This window comes from Streptomyces sp. MJM8645 (assembly GCF_001625365.1).
In the GTDB taxonomy this organism is placed as follows: domain Bacteria; phylum Actinomycetota; class Actinomycetes; order Streptomycetales; family Streptomycetaceae; genus Kitasatospora.
The window spans coordinates 4183249-4204035 of the sequence record NZ_LJJF01000001.1 but is presented as its reverse complement, the minus strand read 5'-3'; the positions used below and the strand labels follow the sequence as shown (position 1 = coordinate 4204035).

Genomic DNA, 20787 nt, shown 5'->3' with positions numbered 1-20787 from the left:
ACGGCGCCCCGGACCGGGCCCGGCGGCGGCTACTCGCGGTACTCGTCCTCGTCGAGCTGGACGACGCGGCTCTGCTCGGCGGCGTCGGCGACATCGGTGGCCGGGTCGGCTCCGACGGCCCGGCGTTCGGCCACCTCGTCGTACTCGTCGCCCTCGGGTGCCTCGTCGTCGGATTCGACGGTCTCGACGGCCTCGTCGATCAGGTAGTCCTCGTGATTCTGCGGCATGGCATCCGTCCTCACTGTTCGGAGGCGCTGTCCGGAGGCTCCCACGGGCGCGGGGGCGGTACTGGCAGTATCCGTCGCCGGGCGGCCGGGCGCGATCGCGCCGGGGCGGCCCCGCGGCACCCGGGCCGCCGGCCGGCACGGAACGCGCCGCAGGCCACCGGGGGTACGATCGGTGCCGTACCAAGGGCTTACCCACACCCACCCGGTGGCCCCGAGGCCCTTACGAACGACGGGGAAATCATGTCCGGCTCGCACTACTTCACCGGTGCACCCGAGGTCGCCAGCGAGCGCCGGCCGATCACGGTCTCCCTGCCGGACCTCACCCTCGAACTGACCACCGACACCGGAGTGTTCTCGCGCGGCCGGCTCGACCCGGGCACCCGGATCCTGCTGGAGCACGCCCCGCAGCCGCGGGTGCGCGGCCCGATCCTGGACGTCGGCTGCGGCTACGGCCCGATCGCGCTGACCTGGGCGAGCCGGCGCAGGCGGCTGCCGGTCTGGGCGGTGGACGTGAACGAGCGCGCGCTGGAACTGGTGCGGCTGAACGCCGAGGCACTGCGGCTGGGCAACGTCCAGGCCGCGCTGCCCGAGGACGTCCCGCAGGACGTGCGGTTCGCCACCATCTACTCCAACCCGCCGATCCGGATCGGCAAGGCCGCGCTGCGCCGGCTGCTCACGCACTGGCTCGGCCGGCTGACCCCGGACGGCTCGGCGTTCCTGGTGGTGCAGAAGCACCTGGGCTCGGACTCGCTGCAGAAGTGGCTGAACGAGCAGGGCTACCCGACCACCCGGGTCGCGTCGGTCAACGGGTTCCGGATTCTGGAAGCACGACCCCGCCCGGAGCCGGGCGAGGGTACGGAGAGTGGACGGGGAACGTCGTCGTGAAGCAGTTGCGCGGGACCGAACTGAAGCGACTGCACCGCTCGTGGCGGCGCAGCAACGAGTTCCGGCTCGCGATGATCCTGGAGAACCTGCAGTCGCCGTTCAACGTCGGCTCGGTGGTCCGGACCGGGGCCGCGATGGGCGCCGAGAAGCTGTACCTGGCCGGGGAGACCCCGTCGGTGCGCTCCTCGGGCGCGCAGAAGGCCGCGATGGGCACCGACAAGTACCTGAAGGTGGAGCACTTCCCGACGATCGCGGAGGCGGTCGCGGCGGCGAAGGCGGACGGCTTCAAGGTGGTCGGCCTGGAGCTGGCGGACGAGGCGGTGCCGATGTTCGCCGCCGAGCTGACCCCGGCGGTGGCCTTCGTGCTGGGGCACGAGGACCGCGGGATCACCTCCGACGCGCTGGCGCTCTGCGACCAGGTGGTGTTCGTGCCGCAGCTGGGCCGGGTCGGCTCGCTGAACGTGTCGGCGGCCGCGACGGTGGCCTGCTACGAGGCGCGCCGCCAGGGGTACGCGATCAGCGGCACCCCGGACGGCACCGATCTCGGCGACCTCGGTGACCTCGGCGGGGCCGACGACGAGTAGGACCTGATCGGATTCCGGAGGGGTGTGCCGAAAGGCCCACCCCTCCGGTCGTTTCCGTCCGGCGGTACGGGACGGTCGACCACGCCTCCGGACCGGACCTCCCCGGCGTCTGCGGGGAGCGCACCCCGCCACCGCGCGGCGGCGGTCAGCGCAGCGTCAGCTAAGCGTCAGCGCTCCAGGCGACTGTAGTTGGCATGACGTCGATCACGGCAGTCTCCAGCTGTCTTCCCGACACCATCCCGATCGCGCGCTTCCAACAGGAACTCCAGCTGACGGATGTGCAGCTCCGGCGCTACCAGCGCTTCTACGGGCTCTCCGAGGTGTGCCGCGACCCCGCGGCCACCGAGACCGAGCTGCTGCTGCGCGCCGCGACCAAGCTGGTGGAACTGCGCGGGCAGGAACAGCGCGTCAAATACGTCCTCCAGGCCCGCACGATGCCGTCGCCGCTGCCGTACCCGATGACCTCGCTCCGACCGCTCCAGGTCGAGCTCGGCCTGGAGCACGCCGCCGGCTTCGTCGTCTCGCACCACGCCTGCGCCTCCGGGCTGCTCGCGCTGGACCTGGCGGGCACCCTGCTGGCCGCCGACCCGGACCCGAACGCGCTCGCCCTGGTCCTGGCCGGGGAGAAGGCGTGCACCACCCAGACGCAGTCCATCCCGGACGTCACCGTCATGGGCGAGGGCACCGTCGCCTTCCTGGTGAGCGCGGACCGCACCGGCTCCGACCGGATGCTCGGGTACGCAACGCGCACCCACACCCAGTTCGGCGACGAGTTCATCATGGGCGACGCCGCCGCCAAGGAGTTCCAGGACCTGTACGGGCCCGGCCTGTGCGAAGTGATCGGCGCCGCCCTGGAGGAGGCCGGCTGCGGCCTCGACGAGCTGGCGCTCGTGCTGCCGCACAACGTCAACCGGCTGTCGTGGATCGGCGTCTGCAAGACGCTCGGGCTGCCGCTCGACAAGGTCTTCCTCGACCTGGTCGGCGAGACCGGGCACTGCTTCTGCGCCGACCCCTTCATCAACCTGCAGAAGGCCACCGAGCTGGGGCGGCTGCGCCCCGGCGACCGCTACCTGATGACCAGCGTGGGGCTCGGGGCGACCTTCGCCGCGATGGTCCTGGAGCACTGACGGCCGTCCACGGGACCGGCCGTCCCCCGCAGTACCGGCGCACCCGCACCACCGCAGCACCTGCGCACCCGCCGCACCGCGCCCGAGCGCACACGAGAAATGACGAGGTCGACATGCATCTACCGTCCTCCGGCTTCAGCGCGCGCCTCAAGCGCGCCGTGACCGGGTCCGCGGACACCCCGCTGGTGTTCCTGGGCAACTTCGAGGTGGAGAACCACTGGGCGCTCGGCGAGCCCGCGCTGCCCCGGGTCGCCTCGCACGCGGGCAGTGCGGTGGTGAACCGCATGGACGAGTTCGCGCTGCTGCTCGGCGGCAAGGACGACCACGTCGTGCTGAAGACCGCCCTGGACGAGGGCTACCGCGGCTACCTGGAGGGCCTCGGCCTGGAGCTGCCCACCGTGCACGTGGTGGCCGGCCAGGACCCGCAGCGCACCGTCAGCGAGGACGCCCTCGCCGACCCCGAGCTGCTGCGCGCGCTGTCCGCCGTCGCCGCCGAGGGCGCCCGGCTGACCGCGCACGGCATCTCCACCGTCGAGGAGGAGCTGGCCGAGCGCACCGGGCTGCAGCTGGGCGCGCCGACCGCCGCGGTCTGCAAGCGGGTCAACAGCAAGGTGTACAGCCGCCGGCTCTCCGACGAGCTGGGCATCCGCCAGGCCCGCGGCTGGGCCTGCGAGACGCTGGAGGAGCTGGCCGAGGCGGTGGCCGCGGCCGGTGAACTGCTGGCGGCGGGCCGCAAGGTGGTGCTGAAGGACGCGTTCGGCGTGTCCGGCAAGGGCATCGTCGTGCTGGACTCCGAGGCCCGGCTGGGCCGGCTGCACCGGATGGCGGTCCAGCAGGCCGAGCGCGCCGCCAAGGCCGCGGGCGGGGCCCCGCGCACCGCGCTGGTGATCGAGGAGTGGGTCGCCAAGCGCTGCGACCTCAACTACCAGTTCACGGTGGGCCGGGACGGCTCCACGCACTTCGACTTCGTCAAGGAGCTGCTGACCGAGGGCGGCGTCCACAAGGGCCACCGGATCCCGGCCCGGCTGACCGACGGGCAGGTCGCCGAGATCGAGGCGACGGCGCTGCGGCTCGGCGAGCGGCTCGCCGCCGACGGCTACTACGGCGTGGTCGGCGTCGACGCGATGGTCGACCCGGACGAGGGCCTGTACCCGGTCATCGAGATCAACGCCCGCAACAACATGTCCACGTACCAGAACGTGGTGCACGAGGGCGGCCTGGCCGGGGCCGACGACGTCGCCGTCGCCCGGCACTTCCCGCTGCGGCTGACCCGCCCGCTGCCCTTCGCCGAACTGGCCGAGGTGCTGGACGGGCTGCTGCTGACCGAGCGGGGCCCGCGCCCGCGCGGCCTGTTCGTGAACAACTACGCCACGGTGAACGCCGCCGCGGGCACCGCCGCCGACACCGAAGCGGACGGCTTCGAGGGCCGGCTGTACGGCGTGCTCGTCGGTGCCTCCGACGAGGAGATCGAGGCGCTCGACACCGACATCACCCGCCGCCTCGCGGCCTACCCGGAACGGAGCTGACCGTGAGCGTCGCATTCGAGGTGCAGGGCCTCGGGATCACCGAGCTCGCCGAGGAGTTCGGCACCCCGCTCTACCTGTACGACGGCGAGGAGATCACCACCCGCTTCCAGGGGCTGCGCGAGGCGCTGCACCCGGCGCTGGAGGTCTTCTACTCGCTCAAGGCGAACCCCAACATCTCCGTCTGCGCGCTGCTGCACAGCCTGGGCTCGCGCGCCGAGGTGTCCTCGCTGACGGAGCTGGTCACCGCCCGCCGGGCCGGGGTCGAGCCGCGCGACATCATCTTCCTCGGCCCGGGCAAGAGCCGCGGCGAGGTGGCGGCCTGCCTGGACGAGGACATCCACGCGATCGTCTGCGAGTCGATCGGCGAGCTGGACCTGATCGACGAGGTGGCCCGCGAGCGCGGGATCACCGCCCGGGTCGCGCTGCGGGTCAACCCGCGCTTCTCGGTGAAGGGTTCGGGCCTGACCATGGGCGGCAAGCCGCGCCAGTTCGGCACCGACGAGGAGCTGCTGCTGGCCGAGGGCAAGGACCTCGCCGGCCGCTACCCCAACATCCGGCTGATGGGCGTCCAGGTGTACCTGGGCACCCGCATCCTGATCGAGGAGTCCGTCGTCGAGAACACCCGGCGGATCCTGGAGCTGGCCGAGCGCCTCTCCACCGAGCTGGGCTTCCCGCTGGAGACGGTCGACGTCGGCGGCGGCCTCGGCATCGCCTACTTCGACAACGAGAAGGACCTCGACGTCGCCGAGCTGACCGCCGGGCTCAACCCGCTGATCGCGGACTTCCGCGCCCGGCACCCGGAGACCCGGATGATCATGGAGCTGGGACGCTTCCTGGTCGCCGCGTCCGGCACCTACGTGACCCGGGTGCGCTACACCAAGACCTCGATGGGCGAGAACTTCGCGGTCACCGACGGCGGCACCAACCACCACATGGCGGCCGTCGGCATCGGCTCGTACGTGAAGCGCAACTTCCCGATGGCCGCGCTGGAGCGGCTGGACGAGCCGGCCACCGAGCCCTGGCACATCACCGGCCCGCTCTGCACGCCCAACGACGTCATCGGCAAGAAGGTGCCGATGCCTGCGCTGCGGGCCGGCGAGCTGATCGGGGTGCAGCGCTCCGGCGCGTACGGGCCGACGGCCTCGCCGGTGCACTTCCTCAGCCACGGCTACCCGGCGGAGGTGCTCGTCCTGGACGGGCGGGCGCACCTGATCCGGGAGCGCGACGACGTCGAGGCCATGCTCGGCCGCCAGCGGCTGTACGCGGCCCCCGGCGACGACCAGAACTGACCACCGACCGGCCGACCCACGGCCGGGACCAGTCCGAGGAGAACACCATGAGCGACACTGCCAACACCGTGGCCGACGTGAAGTACGTCGACGCCGTCCGCAAGGGCCTGTCGGAGGTCCTCAACAAGGACGTCTCCGGCGCCGACCCGGGCGTCCGCCTCTTCGACGAGCTGGGCCTGGACTCCAGCAGCGCGCTCGAACTGCTCATCACCATCGAGGAGATCCTCGACGTGCAGTTCGACGCCGACGAGCTGGACATGACCCACTTCGAGACCGTGGGCTCGCTGGCCGGCTTCGTCGCCGCGGAAGCGAGCGCCTAAGCATGTTCCGCGCGACTGCGCCCGTACGGCGTCCGGCCCCGGCCGGCGCGGACGGCACGCCCGGCCCGGCCCCGGCGGCGGTCCTGCCGCGGCTGATCCGGGCCGGCGCCCACACCCCACCGGGGCCTGGCGCGCCGTACCGGCCGGAGGCCGCGCGGGAGGACTTCTACCGCGAGCTCGGGGCGCTCTACGGCGCGGACTTCGACCGCGAGCAGTTCGCCGCCTCGGGGCGGCGCACCTCGGTGGAGCTGGCCCACGGCGCGCTCGACGCGCTGGGCCCGCTGACCGCCGAGGAGTGCCCCGAGGTGGTGGTGGTCGCCTACTCCGCGCCGGACTTCGACCACGCCGAGCTGGTCGCCTCCTGCGTGAAGGGGCGGCTGCCGGGCGAGCCGCTCTCCTTCGCCCTGTCCGACCAGGGCGTCCTGGCGCCGTTCAGCGCGCTGCGGGTCGCCGTGGAGTACGCCCGGCGGTGCGGCTGGTCGCGGCTGCTGCTGCTGGTCGTGGACCAGGGCACCCAGCCGTTCCCGCTGCCCGCGACGGGGCAGAGCGCCGTCCACACGGACGCCGCGGTCGCGCTGCTGATCCACTGGGACGGCGGCGACGCGCCGCTGGGCGGCGCGGCCCAGGGCCTCCCGGAGCCGGGGCTGTTCGCCGACTGGGACGCCTCGGCCGCGCTGGTCACCGGCTCCGGCCTGTCCGACGGCTGTGCTGAACTTCCGACACACGGCGGTCCGTGGACCAAGGTGGCGGCCGGACAGCCTGCCACCGGCGGCTGGGCCGCCCTGCTCGCCGCCGCCGACCGGGACCGCCCGGTGGTGGTGGCCGACTACGACCGGGAGCGCGGCTTCCTGGCCTACTGCACACTCGACACGGGGGAGTTGGGGGTCCGATGACGGTTCCGGTCGAGGTGCGCGAGCACTGGCAGGAGGCCCGGACGAGCGCGCGCAACGACGGCCTCGTCCCCGCACTGACCCTGCTCTCCCGCGCGCTGTCCCCCGGGGTGGCACCGCGCGGCCCGCGCGGGCACGCCGTGGTCCCGCGCGAACTCCTCGGCGAGTACGCCGAGTTCGGCGACGACGAGGACGGGGACGAGGACGGGAATGGGGGCCTGGACCCGGTTCCCGGTCTGGCCGTCCTGAGCCCCGCCGACGCCACCCGGGCGCCCGCCGGCCCCGACGCCCACGACTGGGGCACCGGCCTCGCCTGGCTGCGGCTCGGCGCGTCCGAGCGGCTGCGGGAGGCCTGTCTGGCCTACCTCGCGGGCCGCCAGGTCGAGGGTTCCTCGCTGCTGCTGCAACAGCTGGTCAAGGGCGCGCTCGCCGACGTGCTGATCGACCACCTGGAGATCGAGGGCGTCCTCGACGACCTCGCCGAGGGTCCGGACGACTCCCCCCTGGCCCCCGCCCGCCCCCTGGACGGCCAGGCCCTCGCCCGCCTCCAGGCCCAGATCACCCAGGCCGACCGCGCACTGCTGCGGCTGCTCGGGGCGTACGGTTTCACCGCCGAGGGGCCGGGCCGGGCGGCGTACGCCTCCGAGCTCCTCGCCGACGTGTACTGCGGCTGGCCGGGGCCGGCCGGGGACACGGCACAGAACGTCGACTCCCGGAAGGGGAACGTGTGATCAGCCTGCCCGGCCCGCTGGAAACCACGCACCGGTACGTGCGGCGGTGGGCCGAAGACCTGCGGGCGGGCGCGCTCGACCTCGACCGGGACCCGGAGGCCGTCCACCGCTTCCTGGACCTGCCCGCCGTGCGCTTCCTGGCCGGCCACCAGGTGCCGCCGGAGTGGGACCGGGCGTCCGCCGAGGCCGGTGCCGGCCCCGCGCACGGCCTGGCCACCCTGGAACGGGTCCTGGTGAGCGAGGAACTGGCGCGCGGCGACGCCGGGATGATGCTGGGCGCGCCCGGCGCCTCGATGTGCGGGGTGCTGCTGAGCGTGCTCGGCAGCCAGGCCCAGAAGGACTGGGTGTACGGCCGGCTCGCCGAACGCCCCCGCTGGACCTGCTTCGGCCTCACCGAGCCCGACCGCGGCTCGGCCATCGGCGAGATGACCACCACGCTGACCCCGGTGGGCGACGGCTCGTACGTCCTGGACGGCGAGAAGCGCTACGTCGGCAACGCCGCCCGGGCCGACCTGGGCGCCGTGTTCGCGCGGGTCGCGGGCACCGAGCGGCTCGGCGTGCTGGCCGTCCTGGTGGACACCTCCGACCCCGGCTTCCGGGCGGAGCCGCTGCCCACCCTCGGCCTGCGCGGCGTCCAGCTGACCCGGATCACCCTCGACGGGGTGCACGTGCCGGCCGAACGGGTGCTCGGCGCCCACCTGCCGCCGACCCGGCGGGGCATGTGGAGCATCGTCTCGGTCTTCAACCAGCTCCGCCCGAGTGTGGCCGCGATCGCCCTCGGCATCGCCCGGGCCGCCCACGACTACGTCGCCGAGAACCGCCGGGAACTGCGCGGCGCGGAGCGCGAGCTGTTCGAGTCGCTCGGCCAGCGGATCGACGCGGCCCGCCAGTTGACCTACCGGGCGGCCCTCGCGGTGGACCGCAAGCCGGCCGCCGGGCACCTCTCCTCGGCGGCGAAGGCCCGCGCCTGCGAACTCGCCGAGGACGTCACGATGCGCGCGCTGGGTTTCTTCGGGCCCGGCGCCCGGCTGGACCACCCGCTCCTCGACAAACTCGCCCGGGACGCCCGGGGCGTGGAGTTCATGGAGGGGACACGGAACATCCAGAAGCTGAATCTGTTCCAGGGGCTGCACACCGGAAAGGTGGGCCGGTTCTGAACGGGACAGAACAACCGGTCGGTCGGGATACGGTCGAGATCTGGCAGATTCCGCTGACCGGTGGCGAGCACCCGGACCGCCCGGACGGCGAAGCCGCCCAGGACGCCCCGGACGGGTACCCGCCGCACCTGGAGGAACTGCTCGACGAGCAGGAGCGGGCGCGCGCCCGGAGCGGACAGCTGCCCGGGCTGCGGCGCCGCTTCGTGCTCGCGCACGCCGCCACCCGGATCGTCCTCGGCGAGCGCCTCGGCCGCCCCCCGGCCGGGCTGCGCTTCAGCCGCGGCCCGTGGGGGAAGCCGGCCGTCGAGGACGCGCCGGGCCTGCACTTCAACCTGTCCCACTCGGGCGAGATCGCCCTGCTCGCCCTGGCATCACGGCCGGTCGGCGTGGATGTCGAGCTGGCCCGCGCCGAGCTGGACACCACCCGGCTGGCCGGTCGCTTCTTCCCCCCGGACGAACGGGAGCTGGTCGCCCGGGGCGGGCCCGGCGCCTTCACCCGGCTGTGGACCAGGAAGGAGGCGTGCGTGAAGGCCTCGGGCGCCAGACTCACCCAGGGCATGGGGATCCCGGTCGCCCACGAAGGACCGGAAGCCACCGTGTACGCACGCTCCGGTCCGTTGCCCGGTCCGTGGAGAGTCACCGACCTGCCGCTGCCCGAGGAATACGCGGGGTCCGTCGCACTGATCGGCGACGGGCCCTTTAACGTGTCCCGGCGGATGTGGTATCAAATTCCGCCCGGGGAATCCGGCGGCAGCCCTCTCGGGTCGGCTGTCAAGTAGAAGAAACTCCCCCTCCAATCGTCGAAGTTGTACCCGTGATCATGCGTCGAAGCGTCACTAGATTCAGTGATGCAGGCGAACGCCGCACCGCACGGCCGGACTCATAAGTCAGGCCCGTGTCTTGATCCGGGCATTTCTTTTGAGGAGGGGAACGTGATCGTGGAAGGCAGGAACGTGATCACCAGGGCCGCTCGGTGGAGCGCCGTCCACCCCTGGTGGGCGATCGCGCTCTGGGTGGCATTCGTCGTGGCGGCCCTCGTGGTCGGCGGCGTCACGGGCACCCGGCAGGCCACCACCTCCGACCTCGCCATCGGCCAGTCCGGCCGGGCGGCCGCGATCGCCCGCAGCGGCGGCCTCCAGGAACGCGCGGTGGAGAACGTCCTCATCACCCCGTGGGGCGGCGGCCGGCTCGACCCCGTCCAGGCGCAGTCCGCGGCCTCGGACGCCACCCGCGACCTGAAGGCCCTCCCCGGCATCAACTCGATCGACGCCCCGGTGCCCGCGCCGGACGGCTCGGCCCTGCTCGTCCCGGTGACCCTCGACGGCGATCCGGAGACCTCCGCCGACCGGGTGCAGCCGCTCATCGACACCGTGGCGAGGACCCACGCGTCGCACACCGAGCTGCGGATGGAACTCGTCGGCGCCGGCTCGATCAAGGCCGGGCTCAACGAGATGCTGAGCAAGGACCTCGGCAAGGCGACCGTGCTGAGCCTGCCGGTGACGCTGCTCGTGATGGTCTTCGTGTTCGGCGCGATCGTCGCCGCGAGCGTCCCGGTCGTCCTCGGCCTGTCCTCGGTGCTCGCCGGGCTCGGCCTGTGGGGGGTGGCCTCCCAACTGGTGCCCGATCCGGGGCCGGTGACGCACGTCATCGTGCTGATGGGCATGGCCATCGGGGTCGACTACTCGCTGTTCTACCTCAAGCGCCAGCGCGAGGAGCGGGCGTTGGGCGCCAACAACATCGACGCCATCGAGATCGCGGCCGCCACCTCCGGGCACTCGGTGCTGGTGTCCGGCGTGGTCGTCATGATCTCGATGGGGGCGCTCTACCTCGCCGGGCACATCGCCTTCGAGTCGATGGCCACCGGCGCGGTGCTGGTGGTCGCCATCGCGATCACCTCCTCGCTGACCGTGCTGCCGGCCATGCTGTCCCGGTTCGGCCGCTACCTGGACGCGCCGCGGGTCCCGCTGGTGTGGCGGCTCACCCAGAAGGGCGGGGTCAAGCCGCAGCTGTGGTCGACCATGCTCAAGCCCGCGCTGCGCCACCCGGTGATCGCGCTGGTGGTCTCGGTCGGCGCGCTGCTCGTCCTCGCGCTGCCCGCCCTCGGCCTGAAGCTCAAGGCCACCGGGATCGACGACCTGCCCCGGTCGATCCCGGCGATGCAGGCCAACGAGCGGCTGACCCACTCCTTCCCGAGCCAGGCCGACACCCACACCGTCGCGGTGAAGGTCCCGGCCGACCGGACGGCGCAGTTGGGCACCGCGGTGGAGTCGCTGGTCGAACGCGCCTCGCAGGACGACCTCTTCGTGCACAACCCGGCGCCGGTCGTCCGCACCTCTCCCGACGGCACGGTCGCCACCGTCGCGATCGGCACCCACTTCGACAGCGGCTCCCCGCAGGCCCGCGCCTCGCTGGCCCGGCTGCGCCAGGACCTCGCCCCGCAGACCCTCGGCACGGTCGCGGGCGCCGAGTTCGCGGTCGGCGGCAGCGACGTCGCGTTCGACGTCGACTACCGGGCGAACGTCATGCACAAGATGCCCTGGGTGCTCGGCGTGGCCCTGGTGCTGACCTTCCTGGTGATGACCGCCGCGTTCCGCTCGGTGGTGCTCGCACTGATCACCGTGCTGCTCAACGTGCTGTCCGCAGCAGCCTCCTTCGGCCTGCTCGCGCTGATCTTCCAGCACACCTGGGCGGAGGACCTGCTGCACTTCGAGTCCACCGGCCGGGTGGTGGCCTGGCTGCCGCTGATGCTCTTCGTGATCCTGCTCGGACTGTCGATGGACTACCACGTCTTCGTGGTCAGCCGGATCCGGGAGGCGGCGCGCGGCGGGCTCTCCGTCAAGGAGGCGGTCGAGCAGGGCATCACCCGCACGGCCGGCGTGGTGACCAGCGCCGCGGTGGTGATGGTCTGTGTGTTCGCCCTGCTGGCCTCGCTGAACTTCATCGAGATGAAGCAGATGGGGGTGGGCATGGCCTGCGCGGTGCTGCTCGACGCGACGGTGATCCGGATCGTCGTCCTGCCGGCCGTGGTCACCCTGCTCGGCTGGAAGACCTTCTGGCCCTCGCGGCTCGCGCGCCAGACCACGACCCGGACCCCGCGGATGCCGGCCATCGTGGCCGCCGCGGCGGCGGCCTCGGCGGCACGCACGACCCTCCCGTAACACGGGACCCGTCCAACTCGACGGCCGGGGAAGGGCTTAGCCCCTCCCCGGTCCTTTTCGTGTGCGTTTCGTGCAGGCACCTGGCCACAACCAGTCGTGACAAGGGGTTTGACGCCGACTGTCCCGTGGTGGTTTGTTACGGGAGTTGTAGAATCGCATGCGCGTTCGTCGGCACGTGAACGACCTTCCCGGTGACGGGGGGGCGCAACTGCCGGTGGACGCGCCACGGGGAAGCAGGGGGCGGTCAGGGGGGTGGCCATGCACAGTGACGGCAGCCTCGCCTCGGCGCGCTGGCGCAACGAACTCACCCGGGTCGGGACGTTGTCCGGACGGGAACGGCAGGTCTTCGACCTGATCGGTGCCGGACACTCCAACCGCGGCATCGCCGCCCGACTGCACGTCACAGAGCGCACGGTGAAGGCGCATGTCGCCAACATCCTGGCGAAACTGGGAGTGGAGTCGCGGCTTCAGGTGGGGTTGGTGGCGCAGGTTCATCAACTCATGTACGAAGGTACATGGCCGGACGACCCAGGCGTGTCCGATACTTGACCAGCGCGAATGATACCCAGGCTTTTCCCCTTTGTCAGGCCACCCCAAACACGTCGACCACTGTTGACGGTGGCCGGGCCGAGGTCACAGGAGAAAAGCTTGTGGCTGGAGTTCACCGCTAGGGACGGGGAATTTGGTGTACATCTCCATATTAGGCCCACTATTGATCGGCGACGGTCAGCGCACCGTAGGTCTACGGGCGAAGAAGAATCGCGTGATGCTCACCATGCTGGCGCTCAACGCCGGCCAGGTGGTCGCGTTCGACGAACTGATCGACGAGCTGTGGGGGGAAGCGCCGCTCAAGAACGCGCGCAACGCCTTGCAGGCCAATGTCAAACGCATGCGCAAATCGTTGGCGGAACTTGGTCTGGAGGGGCCGGACCAGGAACTCATCCGCACGGTTGACAACGGTTACATGCTCAACGTCTCGGAGGACGCGGTCGACGCGTACCGGTTCCTGCGGACGGCGGAGAAAGGCGCGGGGCTGGTCAGCGACCGGCCGTACGAAGCGATGGACACGCTCCGCAAGTCGCTCGGGATGTGGCGCGGACCGGCCCTGCTCGACACGAGCGACGGGCCCTGGTGCCGTGCCGTAGCGCTGCGTCTGGACGAGCAGCGCAAGACCGCGCGGGAGGACCTGATCTCGGCCCAGCTGCAAGCGGGCGAGGCGGGGACGGTGGTGGCCGAGCTGAAGCAGTTGCTCGCCCAGTACCCGGAACGCGAGCGGTTCAGCGAGCAGTTGATGATCGCCCTCTACCGGTGCGGCCGGCAGTCGGAGGCCGTCGACATCTTCCACCGCACCCGGAAGTGGCTCGACGACGAGTTGGGGCTCAAGCCGAGTCGTCGTCTCCACCACCTCTACCAGGCGATCCTGATGCAGGATCCCTCGCTGTAAGTCCCGTCGGGGCGAGGGCAGTTCGCCCCGGCACGTCGGCGGCTCCCCGGCTGGGGAGCCGCCGACGGCCCCGTGACGGCCGGGCCCGGATTCCGGGCCCGGCCGTCCGGTCGTTCAGGACCGGCGCAGCGCGGCGTCGGCCACCGCGCCGATCCGGCCGGCCGCCTCCCGGCCGAGCATCTCCTCGTGGCCGCAGGCGACGTCGTGCACCGTCAGCGCGCCGGTCAGGTGCGCGCGCCAGCGGTCGGCGAGCTCGGCGGCGGGGGCGCCCTGCACCTCGTCGGCGGCGGTGAACAGCAGCAGCGAGCCGTCGAACCGGCCGGGGGTGAACTCCCGGGCGATGTCCGTGTGGTGGCGCATCACCGCCATCAGCCGGCGCAGCTCCCCGTCGTCGATGCCCGCCCCGGCCGCGTGGTGGGCGAGGAAGGCCCCGCGAATCTCCTCGTCGGTCGGGTTGTGGTCGCCCGGCAGCACCGGGAAGACGTCCAGCGCCGCCAGGAAGGCCACCCGCTCGCCCGCCGCCTGGAGCTGCACCGCCATCTCGTGCGCGACCAGCCCGCCGAAGGACCAGCCCAGCAGGTGGTACGGGCCGTGCGGCTGCACCCGGCGGATCCTCGCCAGGTACGTGGCCGCCAGTTCCCGTACGCCGTGCGGCCGTTCCCACTCCCCCTCGGGCGCGGCGACGCCGTCGGACTGCAGCGCGTACACCGGCCGGGCCGGGTCGAGGTGCGGGGCCAGCTCCGCGTACGGCAGGCCGAAGCCGACCCCGCCGTGCACGCAGAACAGCGGCTCGGCGGTGCCGCCCGGCCGGATCGGCAGCACCGGCTCCAGCACCGTCGCGGGGAGCCGCTGCTCGGTGGCGGGCCGGGCGGCGGCGGCGAGGGCCGCCACCGTCTTGTGGGTGAAGACGTCGGCCAGCGAGAGCGTGAGCCCGGCCTTCGCGGCCCGGCTGACGATCTGCACCGAGCGCAGGCTGTCGCCGCCGAGGTCGAAGAAGTCCCCGTCGGCGCCGACCTGGTCGAGGCCGAGGATCTCGCCGAAGACCCCGGCGATGACCTCCTCGGCCGGCGTGCCCGGGCGCCGCACCGGGGCCTGCGCGGCGGCGGGCGCGGCACCGGGCGCCGGCAGGGCGCGGGTGTCGAGCTTGCCGTTCGCGGTCAGCGGCAGCGCGGGCAGCGTCACCAGCGTCGCGGGCACCATGTGCGCGGGGAGCGACTCGGCGACGAACGCGCGCAGCACCGGCACGTCGACGGCGGCGACGCCGGGCAGCGGCACCACGTACCCGGTCAGCTGGGGCACGCCGGTGGGCGAGGGCGCGACCTGCACCGCGGCCTGCACGACCACCGGGTGGCGCACCAGCGCGGCCTCGATCTCGCCGAGCTCGATCCGGAAGCCGCGCAGCTTCACCTGGTGGTCCACCCGGCCGACGTAGTCGAGCGTGCCGTCGGCCCGCCAGCGGACCAGGTCGCCGGTGCGGTACATCCGGGTGCCGGCCGGCCCGTACGGGTCGGCGACGAAGCGCTCGGCGGTGGTGACGGGGCGGCGCAGGTAGCCGTGTGCCAGGCCGGTGCCGGCGATGTACAGCTCGCCGGTGACGCCGACCGGCGCGGGCGCGAGGGCGTCGTCCAGGACGTACAGCCGGTGGTTGTCCAGCGGGCGGCCGATCGGCGGGCGGCCGCTGCCGGGGCGCAGCGGGTCGCTCCAGGTGGCGCAGACCGAGGCCTCGGTCGGGCCGTAGGCGTTGCGGAACTCGGTCAGCGGGGCGAACCGGTCGACCAGCGCGGCCGGGCAGGCCTCGCCGCCGACCAGCAGGTGCAGGCCCTCGGGCAGCACCACGTCCTCGGGCAGGCCGGCCACCACGGTGGGCGGCAGCACCACGTGGTTGACCTGGTGCTCGGCGAGCAGCGCGCCCAGCACCTCGCCGGAGACCCGGCTCTCGTCGGTGGCGACCACCAGGGTGCCGCCCGAGTACAGCGAGACGCCGAGCTCCCAGACGGTGGCGTCGAAGCTGAACGAGGCGAACTGCAGCACCCGGGTGTCCGGCCCCGCGCCCATCCGCGCCTGGTGGTTGGCGGCCAGGTTGGCCGCCCCCAGGTGCGGCACCGCGACGCCCTTGGGGCGGCCGGTGGAGCCCGAGGTGTAGATCACGTAGGCGACGTCCTGCGGGACGAGCGGCCGGGTGCGGTCGGCGTCGACGGGGTTGCGGTCGGGCCGGCCGGTCAGGTCGGACCGGGTGCGCAGGGAGTCCAGGACCAGCGGGACGACGCCCTCGGGCAGCCCCGGGATCCGGTCGGCGACCGCCTCGACGGTCAGCACCTGGGCGGGCGCCGCGTCGTCGAGCATGTAGGCGATCCGCTCGGCCGGGTACTGCGGGTCGACCGGCAGGTAGGCGGCGCCGGTCTTGAGCACCGCCAGCAGCGCGATCACCAGCGGCGCGGAGCGCGGCATCGCCAGCGCGACCACGTCGCCGGGGCCGACCCCGCGCTCCAGCAGCAGGTGGGCGAGCCGGTTGGCCCGCTCGTTGAGCGCCGCGTAGGACAGCCGCATCGTCGCCGGGCCGGCCGGTACGCCGTCCGGGCCGATCAGCGCGGGGTGGTCCGGGTCGGCGGCCGCCAGGCCCTCGAACAGGGCGGTCAGGGTGACCGGGGTGAACGGGGCGGTCGGGCCGGCCCACTCCTCCAGCAGGACGCGGCGCTCCTCGGCGGTGAGCAGGTCGAGGGCGCTGAGCGGTGCGTCGGGGGTGCGGGCGGCGGAGTCGAGCAGGGTGGCCAGGGCCCGGGCGAGGCGGGCCGCCGTCGCCCCGGTGAACAGGTCCTCGCGGTACTCCAGGCGGATGTCCAGTCCGGCCGGGGCGCCGTCCGGGCCGGTCCGCTCCAGTACCTGGAAGGACAGGTCGAACTTGGCCGTCGTGCTGCCGATCGGCAGCACCTCGGCGCTCAGGCCGGGCATCGCGGGCAGCGGGTCGGCACTGTTCTCGAAGGCCAGGATCACCTGGAAGAGCGGCTGCCGGCCCATCGAGCGGACCGGGTTGAGCTCCTCCACCAGGTGCTCGAAGGGCAGTTCGGCGTGCCCGTAGGCGGTCAGGTCGGTCTCCCGGACCCGCCCGAGCAGGGCGGTGAACGCCGGGTCGCCCGAGGTGTCGGTGCGCAGCACCACGGTGTTGACGAAGAAGCCGACCAGGTCCCGGACGGCGTCGTCGGTGCGCCCGGCCACCGGGCTGCCGAGCGGGATGTCGGTGCCCGCGCCCAGCCGGGTGAGGAGCGCGGCCAGGCCCGCCTGGACGGCCATGAACAGGCTGGCGCCGCCGCGCCGGGCCAGTTCGGCGAGCCGGGCGTGGGTCTCGGCGGGCACCGTGCACTCGACCTCGGCGCCGCGGTGCCCGGCCCGGGCCGGGCGGGGGAAGTCGGTGGGCAGGTCCAGCTCCTCCGGGATGCCCGCCAGCGCCTCGCGCCAGTGCGCGAGTTCGGCGCTGGCCAGGCTGTCCGGGTCGCCCTTGGAGCCGAGCAGTTCGCGCTGCCAGAGCGCGTGGTCGGCGTACTGCACCGGCAGCGGCTCCCAGCGCGGCCCGGCGCCGTCCAGCCGGGCCCGGTAGGCGTCGGAGAGGTCGCGGGCGAGCGGGCCGAGCGACCAGCCGTCGGCGGCGATGTGGTGCACCGTCAGGGCCAGCGCGTGGCTGTCCCGGCCGAGGGCGAACAGCCGGGCCCGCAGCGGCACCTGGGCGGACAGCTCGAAGGGGTGGGCGGCCTCGGCGGCCAGCGCCGCCTCCAGCGCGCCCGGCGCCGCCCCGGAGAGGTCCACCACGACCAGCGGGGCGCCGGCCTGCTCGGCCTCCTCGGCGGAGAGCACCAGCTGCGAGGGCAGCCCGTCGGCCTCGGCGAAGACGGTGCGCAGGCTCTCGTGCCGGGCCACCACGTCCCGGACGGCGGCGGCCAGCGCGGCGGCGTCCAGCGGGCCGGTGAGGCGGACCGCCAGCGGGATGTTGTAGCTGCCGGTGGGGCCGTCCATCTTGTCCAGGAACCAGAGCCGCTCCTGGGCGTGCGAGAGCGGCACCGAGGACGGCCGGTTCGGGACGGCGCGCAGCGCGGGGCGCCGGGGGGCCGGCTCCGCCGCGTCGGCGGCCGCCGACTCCGGGTCGAGGACGCGGGCCAGCGCCTCGGCCGTCCGGGCATCGAACAGGGCCCGCACCGGGACGTCCGCGCCGAGCGCGGCACGCAGCCGGTTGGCGACCCTGGTCGCGGACAGCGAGTGGCCGCCGAGTTCGAAGAAGTCGTCGTCGGCGCCGACCCGGTCGAGCCCGAGGGCCTCCGCGAAGACCGCGCAGAGCAGTTCCTCGCGCTCCCCCACGGGCTCGCGTCCGGTGCCCGCCCGCTCGTCCGGCGGGGCGGGCAGGGCCTTGCGGTCGACCTTGCCGTTGGGGGTCAGCGGCAGGTCGTCCAAGGGAACGTACACGGCAGGGATCATGTGCGTGGGCAGCACCGATGACGCCCGCTCCCGCAAGCGGTCGCGGTCGATCCCTGCCGGTACGACATAGGCGACCAGGCGGGCGTCCCCCGCCTGGTCGGTGCGGGCCGTGACGACGGCCCGCGTCACTCCGGGCTGCGCCGCGAGCACGGACTCGATCTCGCCGAGTTCGATGCGGTAGCCACGGATCTTCACCTGGTGGTCGCTGCGCCCCGCGTACTCCAGGGCGGTGCCGGCGGCGTCCCAGCGGACGATGTCGCCGGTGCGGTACATCCGCGCGCCGCTCGGGCCGTACGGGTCGGCGACGAAGCGCTCGGCGCTCAGGCCGGGGCGGCCCAGGTAGCCGCGGGCCAGGCCGGTGCCGGCGAGGTAGAGGTCGCCGAAGGTGCCGTCGGGGACGGGGCGCAGCGCGCCGTCCAGGACGTACACCCGGGTGTTGGCGATCGGGCCGCCGATCGGCGGCGGCCCGGCCGCGGTGGTGGTCAGCGGCGCGGCGGTGGACCAGATGGTGGTCTCGGTCGGGCCGTACACGTTGGTCACGGACGCGCAGTGCGCGGTGAGGGTGCGGGCCAGCGGCTCGGGCAGCGCCTCGCCGCCGACCAGGGCACGCAGGCCGGCCAGCCGGGGGGCGTGGTCGGCGGCGAGCGACTGCCAGAGGCTGGGGGTGGCCTGCAGCAGGGTGGTGCCCTGGCCGGTGACGGCGTCCGCCAGGGCGGCCGGGTCGCGGACCGTCTCGCGGTCGGCGACCAGCAGTTCGGCGCCGGCGGCGAGCGGGACGAACAGCTCCAGGTTGGCGATGTCGAAGCCGAAGGTGGTGACGGCGAGGAAGCGGTCCTCGGTGGTCACTTCGAAGCGGGCGACCATGTCCTCGACCAGGTTGACCAGCGCCCGGTGCGGCACCACGACGCCCTTGGGGCGGCCGGTGGAGCCCGAGGTGTAGATCACGTACGCGGGGTGGTCGGCGCGCGGGGCCGTGCCCGGTACGCGATGCCCGGGCGCACCGGTCACGGCGTCCGGGCCGTCCAGGACCCACAGCTCGCCGGTGCTCATCTCGCCTTCGGAGGCTTCGGCGGCGAGGAGTTCGCGCACCCGGCGGTGGGTGAGGGTGACCACCGGGGCGGCGTCGGCGAGCATGTAGCGCAGCCGGTCGGCCGGGTAGTCCGGGTCCAGCGGCAGGTAGGCCGCGCCGGACTTGAGGACGGCCAGGGCGGCCACCACCAGGTCGCAGGAGCGGTCCAGCGCGATCGCCACCACCTGCTCCGGGCCGGCCCCGGCGGCGTGCAGGGCGTGCGCCAGCGCGTCGGCGCGGGCGTGCAGTTCGCGGTAGGTCAGGCGCTCCCCGCCGCAGCGCACGGCGGGCGCGTCCGGGGTGCGGGCGGCCCGGGCGGCCAGCAGCGGGGCCAGCCAGTCGCCGGGCAGCGGCGTCCCGGTGGCGTTGCGGGTCTCGGTGATCCCGGCGCGCTCGGCCTCGTCCAGGACGTCCAGCCGGCCGCACGGCTCGTCGGGCCGGGCGACGGCGGCGGCCAGCAGCCGGGCGAAGCGCCGCCCGACCAGTTCGGCCTCCGCCCGGGTGACCAGCGCGGGCACGTGGTTGACGGCCAGGCCGAACGGGGTGCCGGGGAAGACCGTGAGGGTGACCGGGAAGTGGGTGGCGGAGCGGACGTCGGCGCCGGTCACCCGGGGGCCGGTGCCGGTGGCCAGCGGCAGGCCGCCCATCGGGTAGTTCTGGAACATCAGCGCGGTGTCGAAGAGTTCGCCGCGCACGGCGGTGAGCTGCTGGACCTCCGCCAGGGTCAGGTGCTCGTGCGCCAGCAGCGCGGTCTGCGACCGCTGCACGTCGGCGAAGAGCTCGGCCGGGGTGCGGGCCGGGTCGACGTCCACCCGGACCGGGAGCGTGTTGGCGAACAGGCCTACCATCCGCTCGACGTCCGGGACCTCGGCCGGCCGGCCGGAGGTGACCGCGCCGAACAGCACGGTGTCCTGGCCGGTCAGCCGGGACAGCAGCAGCGCCCAGCAGCCCTGCACCACCGCGTTGACGGTCAGGCCGCGCGAGCGGGCGAAGCCGGTCAGCGCGGTGGAGACCTCGGGGGTCAGCTCCAGCGGGACGGCCTGCGGCAGCGCGGCCGCGCCGGCGGCCCGGTCGCGGCCGGCCGGCACCAGCCGGGTCGGGTCGACGACCCCGGCCAGGGCGGCGGTCCAGGCCTGCCGGGCGGCCTCCTTGTCCTGCGTGCCGAGCCAGGCCAGGTGCGCCTGGTAGCGGGCCGCGCCGGCCCGCGGCTGCTTGGCGGGGGTGCCGCCGGCCTTCAGCTCCTCGGCGAGCGCGGCGAGTTCGCCGATCAGCGAGACCATCGACCAGCCGTCCACCAGGATGTGGTGGACGGTCCAGACCAGCCGGCAGCGCCCGCCCTCGGCGCGGGCCAGGGTGAGCCGCTGGAGCGGCGGGCGGGCGAGGTCGAAGCGGCGCAGCCGGTCCTCCTCGGCGAGCCGGTCGAACTCCGCCTCCGGCCCCTCGGCGGAGGCCGCCACCGCGACCTCGCGCCACGGCAGTTCGACCGACGTGGGGATCACCTGGATCGCCTCGCCGTTCTTGCGGTGCCGGAAGCAGGCCTTCAGGTTGGGGTGCCGCTCCAGGAGCAGGCCCGCCGCGGTGCGCAGCGCGGCGGCATCGGCGTCGGTCAGCTCGTCCAGGTCGAGGACCAGCTGAATGGTGTAGACGTCCGTCCCCTCACGGTCGTACTCCGAGAGAAAGAGCAGTCCCTGTTGCAGCGGCGAGAGCGGAAGGACTTCACTGATGGCGGACGGCCGATTCAAACCGGGCTCCTCGTGGAAGGCCTGCAAGTGCGGAATAACAAACGCTTTCCGATGGCGCTGACGAGCAACTGACCGGCAACTGACGGACGGCTGACGCGTGCCTCCGGACGGGTCCGAAACCCTGGTCGCGGACCCCGTCAGCAGTCCGTCAGCCCCTCGTCAGCGCCCGGCGGGAGG

At 73.5% G+C, this 20787-nt stretch carries 15 protein-coding genes; 13 read left to right on the top strand and 2 right to left on the bottom strand.

The window, feature by feature from the left end; genetic code table 11:
* Positions 1 to 29 precede the first annotated feature (29 nt).
* Positions 30 to 227 carry a hypothetical protein gene (locus tag A6F73_RS17975; RefSeq protein ID WP_063348742.1) on the bottom strand — a complete coding sequence of 66 codons (198 nt, stop codon included), beginning with the start codon at positions 225 to 227 and terminating at the stop codon, positions 30 to 32.
* A gap of 240 nt (positions 228 to 467) precedes the next feature.
* On the opposite strand from A6F73_RS17975, the gene A6F73_RS17970 reads away from it, so the two are divergent.
* The 13 genes from A6F73_RS17970 (at position 468) to A6F73_RS17910 (ending at position 13338) form a co-directional block, all read left to right on the top strand.
* Positions 468 to 1112 (top strand): methyltransferase, encoded by a 645-nt coding sequence (locus A6F73_RS17970; RefSeq protein WP_063348741.1) that lies wholly within the window; start codon positions 468 to 470, stop codon positions 1110 to 1112.
* On the top strand, positions 1109 to 1696 hold the full coding sequence (locus A6F73_RS17965; protein WP_063348740.1) for a TrmH family RNA methyltransferase: 588 nt from the start codon (positions 1109 to 1111) through the stop codon (positions 1694 to 1696). Before A6F73_RS17970 ends, A6F73_RS17965 begins: the two co-directional genes overlap by 4 nt.
* 194 nt (positions 1697 to 1890) lie before the next feature.
* Positions 1891 to 2823: a 3-oxoacyl-[acyl-carrier-protein] synthase III C-terminal domain-containing protein gene (locus tag A6F73_RS17960; RefSeq protein WP_063348739.1), complete on the top strand. Its 933-nt coding sequence runs from the start codon at positions 1891 to 1893 to the stop codon at positions 2821 to 2823.
* Positions 2824 to 2936: 113 nt separating this feature from the next.
* Positions 2937 to 4349, top strand: a complete 1413-nt coding sequence (locus tag A6F73_RS17955) for an ATP-grasp domain-containing protein (RefSeq protein WP_063348738.1) — start codon at positions 2937 to 2939, stop codon at positions 4347 to 4349.
* Positions 4350 to 4351: 2 nt separating this feature from the next.
* Entirely contained in the window at positions 4352 to 5638 is a 1287-nt protein-coding gene (locus A6F73_RS17950; RefSeq protein ID WP_063348737.1) for a type III PLP-dependent enzyme, read from the top strand.
* Between the two features lie 47 nt (positions 5639 to 5685).
* Positions 5686 to 5958: an acyl carrier protein gene (locus tag A6F73_RS17945; protein WP_063348736.1), complete on the top strand. Its 273-nt coding sequence runs from the start codon at positions 5686 to 5688 to the stop codon at positions 5956 to 5958.
* Between the two features lie 2 nt (positions 5959 to 5960).
* Positions 5961 to 6851, top strand: coding sequence for a hypothetical protein (locus A6F73_RS17940; protein ID WP_063348735.1), 891 nt, complete (start codon positions 5961 to 5963; stop codon positions 6849 to 6851).
* Entirely contained in the window at positions 6848 to 7579 is a 732-nt protein-coding gene (locus A6F73_RS17935; protein WP_063348734.1) for an acyl-CoA/acyl-ACP dehydrogenase, read from the top strand. Before A6F73_RS17940 ends, A6F73_RS17935 begins: the two co-directional genes overlap by 4 nt.
* A complete protein-coding gene (locus A6F73_RS17930) occupies positions 7576 to 8736 on the top strand; it encodes an acyl-CoA dehydrogenase family protein (RefSeq protein WP_063348733.1) in 1161 nt (386 codons plus the stop codon). The genes A6F73_RS17935 and A6F73_RS17930 overlap by 4 nt, the downstream gene beginning before the upstream one ends.
* A 203-nt stretch (positions 8737 to 8939) precedes the next feature.
* The gene (locus A6F73_RS17925; RefSeq protein ID WP_244293427.1) at positions 8940 to 9515 is read left to right on the top strand and encodes a 4'-phosphopantetheinyl transferase superfamily protein; all 576 of its coding nucleotides are present in this window, start codon (positions 8940 to 8942) and stop codon (positions 9513 to 9515) included.
* Between the two features lie 153 nt (positions 9516 to 9668).
* Complete coding sequence (locus tag A6F73_RS17920; protein ID WP_244293426.1) at positions 9669 to 11894, top strand: MMPL family transporter; 2226 nt, start codon at positions 9669 to 9671, stop codon at positions 11892 to 11894.
* A 258-nt stretch (positions 11895 to 12152) separates the two neighbouring features.
* Positions 12153 to 12443, top strand: a complete 291-nt coding sequence (locus A6F73_RS17915; protein ID WP_107453059.1) for a helix-turn-helix transcriptional regulator — start codon at positions 12153 to 12155, stop codon at positions 12441 to 12443.
* Positions 12444 to 12579: 136 nt separating this feature from the next.
* Positions 12580 to 13338: an AfsR/SARP family transcriptional regulator gene (locus A6F73_RS17910; RefSeq protein ID WP_279634911.1), complete on the top strand. Its 759-nt coding sequence runs from the start codon at positions 12580 to 12582 to the stop codon at positions 13336 to 13338.
* Positions 13339 to 13452: 114 nt separating this feature from the next.
* On the opposite strand, the gene A6F73_RS17905 is transcribed toward A6F73_RS17910, so the two are convergent.
* Complete coding sequence (locus A6F73_RS17905; protein WP_063348731.1) at positions 13453 to 20610, bottom strand: non-ribosomal peptide synthetase; 7158 nt, start codon at positions 20608 to 20610, stop codon at positions 13453 to 13455.
* Positions 20611 to 20787 lie beyond the last annotated feature (177 nt).

Coding starts and splice junctions, on each gene's coding strand:
- A6F73_RS17975 (WP_063348742.1), bottom strand. CDS start 227: ATGCCGCAGAATCACGAGGACTACCTGATCGACGAGGCCGTCGAGACC.
- A6F73_RS17970 (WP_063348741.1), top strand. CDS start 468: ATGTCCGGCTCGCACTACTTCACCGGTGCACCCGAGGTCGCCAGCGAG.
- A6F73_RS17960 (WP_063348739.1), top strand. CDS start 1,891: ATGACGTCGATCACGGCAGTCTCCAGCTGTCTTCCCGACACCATCCCG.
- A6F73_RS17955 (WP_063348738.1), top strand. CDS start 2,937: ATGCATCTACCGTCCTCCGGCTTCAGCGCGCGCCTCAAGCGCGCCGTG.
- A6F73_RS17945 (WP_063348736.1), top strand. CDS start 5,686: ATGAGCGACACTGCCAACACCGTGGCCGACGTGAAGTACGTCGACGCC.
- A6F73_RS17940 (WP_063348735.1), top strand. CDS start 5,961: ATGTTCCGCGCGACTGCGCCCGTACGGCGTCCGGCCCCGGCCGGCGCG.
- A6F73_RS17935 (WP_063348734.1), top strand. CDS start 6,848: ATGACGGTTCCGGTCGAGGTGCGCGAGCACTGGCAGGAGGCCCGGACG.
- A6F73_RS17915 (WP_107453059.1), top strand. CDS start 12,153: ATGCACAGTGACGGCAGCCTCGCCTCGGCGCGCTGGCGCAACGAACTC.